Below are 14,111 nucleotides of genomic sequence, written 5' to 3'. Positions count from 1 at the left end.
TAAACGATATTAAAAAGTGCCAAGTTAATACTTGGCACTTTTTTAATTGTTCGAATCCTAATCTTCACGTCAATTGACCTATTTCAATTAACCTATTTTCAGCTCATAACAACATACACGCCTCAATATATTTAATTCAGCCAATCACACCATTAAACGGTTAACTCTTTAGCCAATGCATCGGCATAACCCATCTTAGTCAATGCACTACGAATGATGTCCAAGGTCATCGGGTCTTCAATCGTTGCTGGAACCGTATATTCATTGTTATCGGCAATTTTACGCATTGTAGCGCGCAATATTTTACCCGAACGGGTTTTGGGTAATTTTTGTACCGCACTGACTAATCTAAATGCAGCTACAGGGCCGATTTCATGGCGCACTAATGCTAGTAACTCTTTGTATAAAACCTCATCTGACAAAGTGACGCCATTTTTAAGCACCACTAACCCAAGTGGCACTTGGCCTTTAAGTTTATCTTGCACACCAATTACCGCAGCCTCTGCGACAGCCTCGTGTTGGCATAACACCTCTTCAAATCGACCTGTGGACAAACGGTGTCCAGCAACATTTATGATGTCGTCAATCCGGCTCATAATGTATAAATAACCATCCTCATCAATATAACCCGCATCTCCGGTTAAGTAATAACCTGGATACATAGACAAGTAACTGTCGATATAGCGTTTATCGTTTTGCCATAAAGTCGTCAACGTACCCGGTGGTAAGGGCTGTTTAATCACTACATTTCCACTTTCATTCGTGGCCACTTGTTCGCCCATGGCATCTAAAATTTCAACTTGATAACCAGGCACAGCTCTTGCTGGCGAACCCGCTTTAATTTCAATAGGGTCAGTTCCCATTAAATTTGCCGCCACAGGCCAACCAGTTTCAGTTTGCCACCAGTGATCAACCACAGGTTTACCTAAGTGTCGCTGACTCCAGTTTAGGGTTTCAGGATCGCAACGCTCACCCGCTAAATACATTTGCTTCAGACAGGATAAATCAAATTGTTTGATAAAGTCGCCTTCTGGATCTTCCCGCTTAATGGCACGAATAGCCGTTGGTGCAGTAAAAAAGCTCCGCACTTGTTTTTGTTCGATAATACGCCAAAATGCGCCAGCATCAGGAGTACCAATAGGCTTACCTTCATACATTATGGTTGTTGCGCCAACCAGTAATGGCCCATATACAATGTACGAGTGCCCCACCACCCAACCCACATCGGATGCAGCCCAAAAAACATCGCCTACACCAATGTCATAAATGTGTTTCATCGACCACGCTAATGCAACAGCATGGCCGCCATTATCACGCACAACACCTTTAGGTTGCCCTGTTGTGCCTGAGGTATATAACACATACAAAGGATCGGTTGCATCGAGCGATACACACTCAGCGTCTGGCGCATCTACTAGCGCTTCGTACCAATTAACATCTCGGGGCGAGATAAGCTCAGCTTGGAATTCAGTACGATTTAAAATAATACAATGGTCAACTTTATGACTTGCTTGAGATAATGCGTCATCAAGTAGAGGCTTATACGGTACAACACCAGAAGGCTCAATACCGCAAGAAGCTGATAAGATTAGTTTAGGTTTGGCATCATTAATGCGGGTCGACAACTCATTCGCTGCAAAACCACCAAATACCACTGAGTGGATAGCGCCAATTCGAGCACATGCCAGCATGGCATAGGCAGTTTCTGGCACCATTGGCATGTAAATAACCACTCGGTCACCTTTTTCAACACCTAGAGACACCATCAATCCAGCCAATCGTTTTACCTGCGCCAATACAGATTGATAACTGATTGAGTATTCATTTTGAGTGACAGGGCTAATATAATGAATCGCAGTTTGCTCTCCTCTTCCTGCCAATACATGGCGATCTAAAGCATTAAAACAAGTATTCATTTTTCCATCAGCAAACCAACGATAAAAAGGTTTGTTGCTATCATCTAAGACCATTTTTGGCGCAAGGTCCCAACTAATGGCCTTTGCTGCTTGTTGCCAAAAGACTTCGGGCTCGGCTATCGATTGTGCGTGCATTGATAGTCCCAAATCAGCCATGTTGCTCTCCATTCATCAACTTATATTGTAATGATTATGAGCAGAATTCATCGAATAGCCCAATTAGACAAAGGGATAACATCCATCAACATTGATAAAAAAGCCTATAGTTTCAATCGAGTGTTTAATTGCAAGCAACCCAATAACCACTAATAAAATATCCACAAAATAACAATAGGTTAAGGTATAATACCCCCATAAGTGGCAAGCAAAATTAACACGCACTTAGCCAAATATAATTTGAAACCCACCCTTGCAAACTTTACCTTTACGTAAACTTCATATATCTTGCATCAAAAGGAACACTTTTGGTGACATGATGAGCACAATCCATAACCCACAATCGACATATTCTATCAGTGACTTATCAAAAGAATTTGATATCACCACCCGCAGTATTCGCTTTTACGAAGATCAAGGTTTGATTAAACCTAAACGTCGTGGACAAACACGCATATACAGCCTGAAAGACCGAGTCCGTTTAAAACTCATATTACGCGGTAAACGCCTTGGCTTTTCGTTAGCTGAAACCCGCCGTCTATTTGAGCTTTACGATGCAGATAAAAGTAGCTCTACTCAGCTCAACACCATGCTTGACTTGGTTAACGACAAAAAATCAGCATTACAACAACAAATGGACGACATTAAAGTTGTGCTCATGGAACTCAACTCCGCCGAGCAGCAATGTAAAGCGGCATTAGTGGATAACTCAGTTAACAAAACCAAATAACAACAAAATATAAATGGCTGACTCAATTCAGCCAATAGCTTTGCCCCACTGCCAAAAACGCAACCATAAAGCGTTGGCAGCACATTTATTGCCAGACGATAATAAAAATTCAACAGGACACAAGCAAATGAGCAACTTATATACCAGCCTAAACTTCGGTTTAGGTGAAGATGTAGATATGTTACGTGACGCCGTTCGTGGTTTTGCCGCCAACGAAATTGCCCCCATGGCCGCCCAAGTCGATATCGACAATGCGTTTCCAAATCAATTATGGTCAGTACTTGGCGATATGGGTTTATTAGGTGTCACTGTTGATGAGCAATATGGCGGCGCTAACATGGGCTATCTGGCTCACGTGGTGGCAATGGAAGAAATCTCCCGCGCATCAGCATCTATTGGATTAAGTTATGGCGCTCATTCAAACTTATGTGTGAACCAAATTAACCGTAATGGTAATGACGCTCAAAAAGCCAAATACTTACCTAAGCTCGTCAGCGGCGAGCACATTGGTGCACTTGCCATGAGCGAACCCAATGCGGGTTCTGATGTGGTTTCAATGAAACTGCATGCTCGCAAAGAAGGCGATCGCTACATCTTAAATGGCAATAAAATGTGGATCACTAACGGTCCTGATGCCCATACCTATGTGATTTACGCAAAAACCGACTTAGAAAAAGGCGCACATGGCATTAGCGCTTTTATCGTCGAGCGTGAATCGAAAGGTTTTAGCCAAGCTCAGAAACTCGACAAGCTCGGTATGCGCGGTTCGAACACTTGTGAATTGGTATTTGAAGATTGCGAAGTGCCAGAAGAAAACATCTTAGGCGGCCTCAACAATGGCGTAAAAGTGCTAATGAGCGGCCTTGATTACGAACGAGTGGTGTTGTCTGGTGGGCCATTGGGCATTATGTCTGCTTGTATGGACATCGTAATCCCGTACATTCATGAACGCGAACAGTTTGGTAAGTCGATTGGTCAATTCCAACTAGTACAAGGCAAGTTAGCCGATATGTACACAGGTATGAACGCTGCACGCGCTTATGTTTACAGTGTTGCCAAGTCATGTGACCGTGGGGAAACAACCCGAAAAGATGCCGCTGGCGCCATTTTATACAGTGCAGAACTTGCCACTAAAATGGCTTTAGATGCTATTCAATTATTGGGCGGCAATGGCTATGTAAACGAATACGCAACAGGGCGTTTATTGCGTGATGCCAAGCTTTACGAAATTGGTGCAGGCACCTCTGAAATTCGCCGCATGTTAATTGGTCGCGAATTGTTTAACGAGTCAAAATAGCCAGCCTTTACAGTACGAAGGCGACATATCAAGCGTGCCATGTCGCCTTAATCAAGCCCCCTATTTTTTGCTTCATTAAGGATATAGAAATGACGCAACTGAGCAGCCGTATCAATCCTCGCAGTGACGAATTTAAAGCCAAGTCAGACAGCATGGCGTTATTGGTCGATGATCTTCAACAAAAACTCAAAAAAATCGAACAAGGTGGTGGCCCTGTTGCCTTAGAACGCCATTTATCTCGTGGTAAATTATTGCCGCGCCAGCGCGTTGAAAAGCTGCTCGACCCGGGTTCACCCTTTTTAGAAATATCGCAATTTGCCGCTTACGAAGTCTATGACGAAGAAGTCCCAGCGGCAGGCGTTATTGCTGGTATCGGTCGTGTCAGTGGTGTTGAGTGCATGATCATCGCCAACGATGCCACGGTCAAAGGTGGCACATACTACCCAATTACCGTGAAAAAACATTTACGTGCGCAAGACATCGCTAGCCGTTGTCACTTACCGTGTATCTACTTAGTCGATTCAGGCGGCGCGAATTTACCCCGCCAAGATGAAGTATTTCCAGACCGCGATCATTTCGGCAGAATTTTTTATAATCAAGCAAAAATGTCAGCCAAAGGTATTCCGCAAATTGCTGTCGTTATGGGTTTGTGTACCGCAGGCGGCGCCTACGTTCCTGCAATGGCCGATGAATCTATTATTGTCAAAGATCAAGGCACCATCTTTTTAGCCGGCCCTCCATTAGTGAAAGCAGCAACCGGTGAAGAAGTCAGTGCAGAAGAGCTTGGCGGTGCAGAAGTTCACACTAAAATATCCGGTGTTGCCGATCATTTAGCGCAAAATGATGACCACGCGCTTGAGCTTGCTCGCCGAGCAGTACTGCGTCTTAATCATCAAAAAGAAATCAAAAGCCTATTAAGTCCAGCCAAACCTCCTAAGTTCGATATCCATGAATTGTACGGCATTGTCGGTACGGATCTTAAAAAGCCGTTTGATGTAAAAGAAGTCATTGCCCGTGTGGTTGATGACTCTGATTTTGACGAATTTAAAGCCAACTACGGTGCAACCTTAGTGTGTGGTTTTGCGCGTATTCACGGTTATCCTGTCGGTATTGTGGCCAATAACGGCATTTTGTTTTCGGAGTCGGCGCAAAAAGGCGCTCACTTCATTGAACTGTGTTGCCAACGTAAAATTCCGCTGTTATTCCTGCAAAACATTACCGGCTTTATGGTGGGTAAAAAGTACGAACACGAAGGCATTGCTAAACATGGTGCCAAAATGGTAACCGCAGTATCTTGTGCCAATGTGCCTAAATTTACCGTCATTATCGGTGGCAGTTATGGCGCTGGTAATTACGGTATGTGTGGTCGCGCATTCGAACCAACCATGATGTGGATGTGGCCTAACGCGCGTATTTCGGTAATGGGCGGCGAACAAGCTGCAGGCGTATTAGCCACAGTGCGCCGCGATGGTTTAGCTCGTAAAGACGTTGAATGGTCTGCAGAAGATGAGCAAGCCTTCCGTAAACCAATTGTTGAGCAATACGAAAAAGAAGGTCATCCATATCATGCCAGTGCCCGACTTTGGGATGATGGCATTATTGATCCGGCGCAAACACGTGACGTGGTCGGCTTAGCCTTATCGGCAGCATTAAATGCTCCTATTGAAGACACCCGCTTTGGGGTGTTCCGCATGTAATTCATGTGGTTAATTCAGATAAATAAGGAGTAAAAAATAATGCTATCAAACCAATACAAATTCATTGAATGCCGTCTATACCAAGGCGTGGCAGAGCTCATTTTAAACCGAGTTGAAGTGCATAATGCCTTTGATGAAGTGATGATCAGCGAGATGATCGAGGCTATCGAACATTTTGCCAAAGACAGTCAATGCAATATGTTGATATTACGTGCTAATGGCAAAAACTTCAGTGCTGGCGCCGATCTTAATTGGATGCTCAAACAAGCCCAAATGGACTTTGAACAAAACCTGGCTGATGCCCACCAGCTTGCCAAGCTGATGCATGTATTAGACAAGTTTCCAAAACCAACCATTGCCTTAGTACAAGGCGCAGCCTTTGGTGGTGCATTAGGGTTGATTTGCTGCTGCGATATTGCCATTGCCAACACTCGCGCCAGTTTTTGTTTAAGCGAAGTGAAGCTAGGTCTTATCCCTGCTGTGATAAGTCCGTATGTGATTCGTGCCATGGGTAATCGCCAATCACGCCGCTTTATGCTGACCGCTGAACGCTTTAGTGCTGATGTTGCCTTAACCCATCAAGTCATTCACGAAGTTAACGACGACTTAGATGCTGCTGCGGCCCCTTTTATCGCAGCATTTAATGCCAACAGTCCTCAGGGCATGGCATGGGCAAAAAATCTCGTATCGCATTTAGAAAACTGCGTGATTGACGACGCTACGCTCAATTTTACCAGCGAGCAAATTGCTCGTATTCGTGTATCAGATGAAGGTCAAGAAGGCCTTAATGCTTTCTTTGAAAAACGTACGCCTACATGGCAAGCCGCTAAATCTGATCCACAAGGAGCCTAATAATGTTTACCAAATTACTGATCGCTAACCGTGGTGAAATTGCTTGCCGTATTATTAAAACGGCTCAAACCATGGGTGTTCGCACCATCGCCCTTTATTCCGATGCCGACAAAGATGCCCGTCATGTGGCCATGGCGGATGAATCGTTTTACTTAGGTGGCAGCGCCCCTGCCGACTCATATCTAAAAGCCGACTTAATCATCGACATCGCCAAAAAATCGGGCGCAGAAGCGATTCATCCTGGATATGGTTTTTTATCTGAAAACGCCGAGTTTGCCCGTAAATGTGAGCAAAATGGTATCGCCTTTGTCGGACCGGGTAGCGATGCGATTGATGCCATGGGCAGCAAAAGTGCCGCCAAAGACATCATGTCAAAAGCCAATGTGCCCTTAGTGCCGGGTTATCATGGCGACGATCAAACGGATGCTACGTTAATAGCAGAAGCCAAAGCTGTTGGCTTCCCGTTACTGATTAAAGCTGCCTATGGTGGCGGTGGTAAAGGAATGCGCATCGTTGAAAACGACGGTGAAATTCTTGAAGCCATTAAATCCGCACGCCGTGAAGCCAGCTCGTCATTTGGCAATGACAAACTGTTAATGGAACGCTACTTACGTCAACCACGTCATGTTGAAGTGCAAGTGTTTGCCGACACTCAAGGGAACGCTATTTACTTATCTGATCGTGACTGTTCTATTCAACGTCGCCATCAAAAAGTGGTTGAAGAAGCGCCAGCCCCCGGTTTGTCTGACGAACTACGAGCACAAATGGGTAACGCCGCCGTTGCAGCCGCCAAAGCCATTGATTATGTTGGCGCGGGCACCGTTGAGTTTTTACTGGATACCGACAACAGCTTCTACTTCATGGAAATGAACACCCGTTTGCAAGTGGAGCACCCAGTTACCGAAATGGTGACTGGCCAAGACCTAGTAAAATGGCAGTTAGTTGTCGCCAGTGGTGGTGAATTACCGCTGCGCCAAGATGAAGTGCGTATCCATGGTCACTCATTTGAAGTGCGAATTTACGCTGAAGATCCGCAAAACGAATTTTTACCTGCCAGCGGTAAGCTAAACTTTTTACGCGAACCAGAACAAAATCGTCACGTGCGTATCGATTCAGGTATTCGTGAAAACGATGTCATCAGTAACTTTTATGACCCGATGATCGCCAAATTAATTGTGTGGGACGAGTCACGCCCTCGCGCACTACAACGTTTAGTACACGCACTTGAGTCATACCAAATCAGTGGCCTTAAACATAACATCGAGTTTTTAGCCAATATTGCTGAACACCCAGCCTTTGCTGCGGCAGACTTCTGCACCGACTTTATTGAGCGTTATGGCGACACCTTAATTGGTGATGCTGCTATTGAAGCCGACACAGCGTTAGCACTAGCAGGACTTTTTCAAGTCTTATCGCGCAAGAAAGCAGCCAAAGCATTGGCCATTAACAGTGCTGATCCGTATTCACCTTGGGGCCTCGTGAGCGGTTTTAGACTCAACAGTTCAAGCGTGCATCATGTGTCGTTATTAACTGACACATCAGCCGAAGTGCAACAGCATGACTTGCTACTGACCGCCGTTGGCGAGCAATATCAATTGTGTTTACACGACCAAGTGTTGACGTTAGCTGGTGAATTGAAAGCCGACTTACTCTTAGCTGAGATTAATGGCCATAAGAGCAAAATCCCTGTTAGCCATCAAGGCGATGACTTTACGCTATTTCTACCTTCTGGCAGTTATCACTTTAAAGCCATATTGGCTCAAGTCATTGAAGAAGTGATTAACCATGCAGATAAGCTTAAAGCACCAATGAATGGCACTGTTGTGACCCATTTAGTGGAAGTGGGCGAGCAAGTCAAAGCAGGCCAAGGCTTATTGGTAATGGAAGCCATGAAAATGGAATACACTATCGAAGCACCGTTTGATGGTGTGGTGAGCGAGTTTTATTTCCAAAGCGGTGAGCTTGTGAGTGACGGTGCACAACTATTAAATGTTGAACCATTAGCCATTGAAGCTAACGTCGAGGAAGCGTAAATGTTATCCACTAAAGTCAGCATTTTTGAAGTCGGTGCGCGTGACGGTTTACAAAATGAAGTGCCAGTGACCACTGCAGACAAACTCACGCTAATAACACAACTTGCCGATGCAGGTGTTAAGCGCATTGAAGCGGGCAGCTTTGTGTCACCTAAGTGGGTGCCACAAATGGCTGATTCCGATGCCGTATTGCAGCAACTCAAACGACAAACTGGTGTGGTTTACAGTGCATTAACACCTAACCTAAAAGGGTTTGAACTAGCCCTTACTGCAGGCGCGGATGAAGTGGCTATTTTTGGCGCTGCATCAGAAAGCTTCAGTCAAAAAAATATTAATTGCTCTATCGATGAGTCAATCGAACGCTTTATTCCGTTAATGGAAGCGGCCAAAAAACACAATATAGCAGTGCGCGGGTACGTGTCTTGTGTGCTTGGTTGCCCATACGAAGGCGATATTGATGTTAATGAAGTCGCTAGAGTGTCTGAGATCCTTTTCCAGATGGGTTGCTACGAAATCTCATTAGGCGACACCATCGGCGTTGGTACTCCCAATAAAGCACTGCAGATGGTTGAGGCGGTCGCCAAAGTGGTTCCGGTTGATAAGTTAGCTTTGCATTTCCACGACACATACGGCCAAGCGTTAGCCAATATTCTGGCTTGTCTCGACACTGGTGTCAGCGTGTTTGATGCATCGGTTGCCGGTCTCGGTGGTTGTCCATACGCGAAAGGGGCGTCTGGCAATCTCGCCACTGAAGATCTGGTTTATATGTTCCATGGCATGGGAATAGATACCGGTATTGACCTCGCTAAGCTTGCACTGGCTGGCGACAATATTAGCCGTATTTTGGGGCGCGCTAATGGGTCTAAAGTGGCAAATGCAATCAGAACATAATCACATATACTCACACTGGTTAGCAGAAAAATACTCACCGTTGTGAACATAACAATAAGGACAACAAGATGGCAGGATTCAATAAAGTCGTCCACAGCTATGACGAAGCACTAGCAGGACTAAATGACAACATGACCATTATGGTCGGCGGGTTTGGTTTGTGTGGTATCCCTGAAGGCTTAATTAACCACATGGTTAAATTAGGTGTAAAAGGCTTAACCGCCATTTCAAACAATGCTGGTGTTGATGATTTTGGTTTAGGCTTATTGCTTAAACAACATCAAATTTCGACCATGATTGCCTCTTATGTTGGCGAAAATGCCACCTTTGAACAACAAATGTTGTCTGGTGAGCTTAATGTAATACTCACGCCACAAGGCACATTGGCTGAAAAAATTCGTGCTGGCGGCGCTGGCATTCCAGCATTTTTCACCGCTACAGGTTACGGCACGCCGATTGCTGACGGTAAAGAAACCCGCGAAATTAAAGGTCGTCACTACGTATTAGAAGAATCATTGACGGCAGACTTTGCCTTAGTTCGTGCATGGAAAGCCGACACTATGGGTAATTTGGTGTTTCGTAAAACCGCCGCTAACTTCAATCCAATGATGGCTACCGCAGGTAAAATTACCGTGGTTGAGGCTGAAGAAATTGTTGAACCAGGCGAGCTCGACCCAGACCACATTCATACACCAGGTATCTATGTTGATCGCGTTATCAAAGCCAGCTTTGAAAAACGTATTGAACAACGTACCGTCAAAGCTGCGAAATAAGGGAGATAACACCATGGCACTGACCAGAGAACAACTCGCCCAGCGCGTAGCAAAAGAATTGCAAGACGGTTTTTACGTTAATTTAGGTATTGGTATCCCTACCCTTGTGGCTAACTATATTCCACAAGGTATGCAAGTGATGCTGCAATCTGAAAATGGTTTACTCGGCATGGGCGAGTTTCCAACCGAAGAAACCATAGACGCCGATCTCATCAACGCTGGCAAACAAACAGTCACCGCAGTTGCTGGATCGTCATTCTTTTCATCAGCAGAAAGCTTTGCGATGATCCGTGGCGGCCACGTAGACTTAACCGTATTAGGCGCATTTGAAGTCGATGTTAACGGCTCTATCGCCTCATGGATGATCCCAGGAAAACTGATTAAGGGCATGGGCGGCGCAATGGATTTAGTCGCAGGTGCTGACAATATCATTGTCACCATGATGCATGCAGACAAACACGGTAATTCAAAATTATTATCAAAATGTGAACTGCCATTAACCGGTTATGGTTGCATTAAACGTGTAATGACAGATTTGGCCTTTATGGAAATTAAAGATGGCGCATTCCATCTGTTAGAACGCGCACCAGGTGTATCTGTTGAAGAGATTGTCACAAAAACCGCTGGTAAGTTAGTGGTGCCAGAGCATGTGCCTGAAATGACCTTTTAATGTAAAATACACCATCATCAATAAAGCCCAGTTTCCCCGCTGGGCTTTATATTATCTGCATATTAATGAACATGGTTATTCCTCTGCGGGAATAACCAATACATTACTGCGCATACGGCCTAAAATGGCTTCCGCAGTATTACCAATAATGCGACCTAACAATCCTTGTCGTTGCCTTGCACCGATCACAAAATATTCACTATTTAATCGACATGCCAGCTCAAACAAACACAAATCTGGTTCCCCAGATATAATGTGCATACAATCGGAATCTATACCGATATCTGCAATTTGCTGTTTATGATCTGCATAGGCTTTTTTAACTAAAGCGTTAATGTCGAGCAAATCCATATCGCGAATAATTTGAGGGATTCTTAGCACATAAGCAGCATGCAACTGAGTTCCGGTAGCCTCTGCTAGTTGCTTCCCATGCACAATAACAGCGTCATTGAGGCGTTGTTTGGTTGAATTTTTAGTGTCTAAATCAATAGAAATAAGCGTGGTTCCACCTTTATTGAGTGGATTGTTTGTAAGTAATAATAATGGGATTTTAGTATGACGAATTAACTGCCAATCTGTGGGTAGATAATGATCAGCATGATGGACGGCCTTAATCATAAGATCGAAACTATGTCGTGCAGAATGATGGCAAGCATGTTCAAAAAGATACTTACTCCATATTAGATGTAACGGAACATCTTTAGCGTCAAGGGAGTCTAATTGAGCTAACAGTTGATATTCTCGTTGCTCCATTAACGTCTTCTGCACCAGCCCAGCAAGTCGTGGTTGATCAGTGTCTTCGGCACCTAAATATGCATAAATGTAAGCAAAGACCTCTGCTCGCTTATTCATCTGTTTTGTTAATGTTAATCCAATAGCAACGGCATCAGTATGCGCTTGTTCCATTTGAGCAATAATAAACACTTTGTTCATTTAAATCTCCTTATATCAGCTGACTTTTCACTGCGACAAGCGCCTAGGAACAGCACCATTGAGGTCAATAAGTAAACATTTATAGATAAGCTTAATAAAGCCGACAGGCTGGTCCCACCTAATTATCACTCTTAAATTCCAATGGCGAAAATGAGGTTATATAACTGAGCAAAACGTGAGCAAGTAACTATCTTTAGATTAGCCAATAGCGTAAGTTTGTGCTTAAGAATCAGTAAAAAAGTTGATCAAAATCAATTTTTTTAAGCAATATAGATCAATTGCATATTGCTCAACTTAAGGGGGAACCATGGCAATAGACAATTTTGTTATGTCACTATTTCTCATTCTGGTTGCTGGTAGAATATTAGGTGAACTAATTGACAGGATAGGGTTTCCAATTGTCGTGGGCGAAGTCATTGCTGGCATTCTAATTGGTCCCTCATTATTAAATTGGGTCACACCTAATAGCACTTTAGCTGTCATCGCGGAGCTTGGTGTCATTTTGTTGTTATTTGATATTGGCTGTGAAACCTCCATCAAAAAACTGGCTTATTCAGGCAGCAAAGCTGTCAAAGTCGCGGCGTTAGGTATTTTAACGCCATTCATCGTTATTGGGTTGGCTAGCTTTTATTGGCTTTCTATACCGCCCTTTACTGCATTATTTTTTGGTTGTGCTCTATCGGCCACCAGCATTAGCATTTCAATGTCCGTATTAGCATTAAACAATCAAACCCAAACTACGGCTGGACAAATTATTCTGGGGGCTGCAGTCATTGATGATATCGTTGGTGTAATATTACTGAGTGTGTTGTTTAATTTTGCCTCATCTGGTGAGTTAGATATAAGCTCAACATTAATATTATTTATCATGATAGCTAGCTTCATTATTCTCAGTCCGCCACTGGTCAGGGTTATTATCTATTTAACTCGCGGGCTACACATTAAAGCGCACGTACCCGGTTATGACATTTTTGTGGTGATGTCGATTATTTGTTTATTTGCTTGGTTAGCACACTGGTTTGGTACCCCAGCAATTTTAGGTGGATTTGCTGTCGGTATGGGTTTGTCACGGCAATTCACTTCGCCTTTTAATAAATACCTTAAAAACCCCTTTGCTTATACCTTGAAACTAGAAAAAGCAGCAAAGCCGTTAGTTCAACTACTTAGTCCAGTCTTTTTCGTTTATGTCGGTATTAGCTTAGATCTAAGTCAGCTTGATATGAGTTATACAGGCTTATTAATACTCGCTTGGCTGACCGTAATCGCTGTTGCGAGTAAATTTATCGTAGGGCTATTGGCCAGCTCAAACTGGCAAGAAAGGTTCATTGTCGGTTCGGCAATGGTGCCAAGGGGCGAGGTAGGATTAGTGTTTGCTGAAATGGGCCGCCAGCTTGGCGTCATTGAAGCTAAAGAGTTTGCCATATTAGTCATGATTATTGCTTTAACCACCCTAATTGGACCGCTGATATTAAAATATGCACTGAGGAACAAAATCTAATGGCTATCTATGTCCACGATACTGTTCTCGCTAGCAAATGAGAACAATGAACAAAAATAGCCCGATTGTTGCTTTCGCTATTTTATCAAAAACTGCACCGCTTTATCTAAGTTAGGATCATCAGGATTAGCAGTATTGGTTACCCACGCAATATGACCGCTACGGTCAATGAATACTGTTGTTGGTGTTCCCCTAACGCCATACAAGTTAGCAACCTCATCCCCCAATACCAGCGTCTTCATCTCTACGCCGCGTTCACGTAAACTTTGTCCGGGTTTGGCATTAGCGTCTTCATTAAAACTAATACCAATCATCTTCAAATCAGTATCCTGATAGTTAAGTCGAAGTTTCTCTAAACCGGGTTGAAGCTTTTTACAATAAGGGCACCATGTGGCCCAAAAATGCAAAATCACCGGTTTGCCAGCATAATCATGTAAATTGAATGCCTTACCGTCAGCCGTGAATAATTCGAAATTAGGTGCCACGGAGTCATCCACTTTCGCGGCGGCATCAGCTATACCTAATGGTACAAAAGACAACAATAATAAGCCAAATGCACTCAAGCTTGAATAAATCGATTTCATAACCACCCCCTTTAATGAGTATTTTTTGATAGACAACAGATATAGACCGGACAAAGACCTTTATGTATTCGTTAATCAGTT

At 43.8% G+C, this 14,111-nt stretch carries 12 protein-coding genes; 9 read left to right on the top strand and 3 right to left on the bottom strand.

All coding sequences use genetic code 11. The features are described from left to right. Positions 1-152: 152 nt before the first annotated feature. Positions 153-2,072, bottom strand: coding sequence for a propionyl-CoA synthetase (locus ABIS04_RS05795; RefSeq protein ID WP_137221854.1), 1,920 nt, complete (start codon positions 2,070-2,072; stop codon positions 153-155). A 319-nt stretch (positions 2,073-2,391) separates the two neighbouring features. On the opposite strand from ABIS04_RS05795, the gene ABIS04_RS05790 reads away from it, so the two are divergent. From ABIS04_RS05790 to ABIS04_RS05755, 8 genes are all read left to right on the top strand, one after another. Beyond that, positions 2,392-2,802 (top strand): MerR family DNA-binding transcriptional regulator, encoded by a 411-nt coding sequence (locus tag ABIS04_RS05790; protein WP_137227312.1) that lies wholly within the window; start codon positions 2,392-2,394, stop codon positions 2,800-2,802. 127 nt (positions 2,803-2,929) lie between these two features. Then, positions 2,930-4,099: an isovaleryl-CoA dehydrogenase gene (locus ABIS04_RS05785; protein WP_350433394.1), complete on the top strand. Its 1,170-nt coding sequence runs from the start codon at positions 2,930-2,932 to the stop codon at positions 4,097-4,099. An 89-nt stretch (positions 4,100-4,188) separates the two neighbouring features. Beyond that, complete coding sequence (locus ABIS04_RS05780; RefSeq protein ID WP_350432877.1) at positions 4,189-5,796, top strand: carboxyl transferase domain-containing protein; 1,608 nt, start codon at positions 4,189-4,191, stop codon at positions 5,794-5,796. A gap of 39 nt (positions 5,797-5,835) precedes the next feature. Then, positions 5,836-6,648, top strand: coding sequence for an enoyl-CoA hydratase-related protein (locus ABIS04_RS05775; RefSeq protein WP_350432876.1), 813 nt, complete (start codon positions 5,836-5,838; stop codon positions 6,646-6,648). Positions 6,649-6,650: 2 nt separating this feature from the next. Next, positions 6,651-8,681 carry an acetyl/propionyl/methylcrotonyl-CoA carboxylase subunit alpha gene (locus tag ABIS04_RS05770; protein WP_350432875.1) on the top strand — a complete coding sequence of 677 codons (2,031 nt, stop codon included), beginning with the start codon at positions 6,651-6,653 and terminating at the stop codon, positions 8,679-8,681. After that, complete coding sequence (locus ABIS04_RS05765; RefSeq protein WP_350432874.1) at positions 8,682-9,572, top strand: hydroxymethylglutaryl-CoA lyase; 891 nt, start codon at positions 8,682-8,684, stop codon at positions 9,570-9,572. 68 nt (positions 9,573-9,640) lie between these two features. Continuing rightward, the gene (locus ABIS04_RS05760) at positions 9,641-10,345 is read left to right on the top strand and encodes a CoA transferase subunit A (protein ID WP_137221863.1); all 705 of its coding nucleotides are present in this window, start codon (positions 9,641-9,643) and stop codon (positions 10,343-10,345) included. A gap of 13 nt (positions 10,346-10,358) precedes the next feature. Continuing rightward, on the top strand, positions 10,359-11,015 hold the full coding sequence (locus tag ABIS04_RS05755) for a 3-oxoacid CoA-transferase subunit B (protein WP_137221865.1): 657 nt from the start codon (positions 10,359-10,361) through the stop codon (positions 11,013-11,015). 75 nt (positions 11,016-11,090) lie between these two features. Here ABIS04_RS05755 and ABIS04_RS05750 read toward each other — a convergent pair whose 3' ends face one another. After that, positions 11,091-11,948 (bottom strand): universal stress protein, encoded by an 858-nt coding sequence (locus ABIS04_RS05750; protein ID WP_137221867.1) that lies wholly within the window; start codon positions 11,946-11,948, stop codon positions 11,091-11,093. 307 nt (positions 11,949-12,255) lie between these two features. Between ABIS04_RS05750 and ABIS04_RS05745 the strand changes: the two genes are divergently transcribed. Beyond that, positions 12,256-13,446 carry a cation:proton antiporter gene (locus tag ABIS04_RS05745; protein ID WP_350432873.1) on the top strand — a complete coding sequence of 397 codons (1,191 nt, stop codon included), beginning with the start codon at positions 12,256-12,258 and terminating at the stop codon, positions 13,444-13,446. Positions 13,447-13,523: 77 nt separating this feature from the next. On the opposite strand, the gene ABIS04_RS05740 is transcribed toward ABIS04_RS05745, so the two are convergent. Further along, entirely contained in the window at positions 13,524-14,030 is a 507-nt protein-coding gene (locus ABIS04_RS05740) for a TlpA disulfide reductase family protein (RefSeq protein WP_350432872.1), read from the bottom strand. Between the last annotated feature and the right edge of the window lie 81 nt (positions 14,031-14,111).

The organism is Shewanella sp. H8 (assembly GCF_040285065.1).
GTDB lineage: Bacteria > Pseudomonadota > Gammaproteobacteria > Enterobacterales > Shewanellaceae > Shewanella > Shewanella polaris.
The sequence above is the reverse complement of the archived record's forward strand: the minus strand, read 5'-3'. Positions and strand labels throughout refer to the sequence as shown.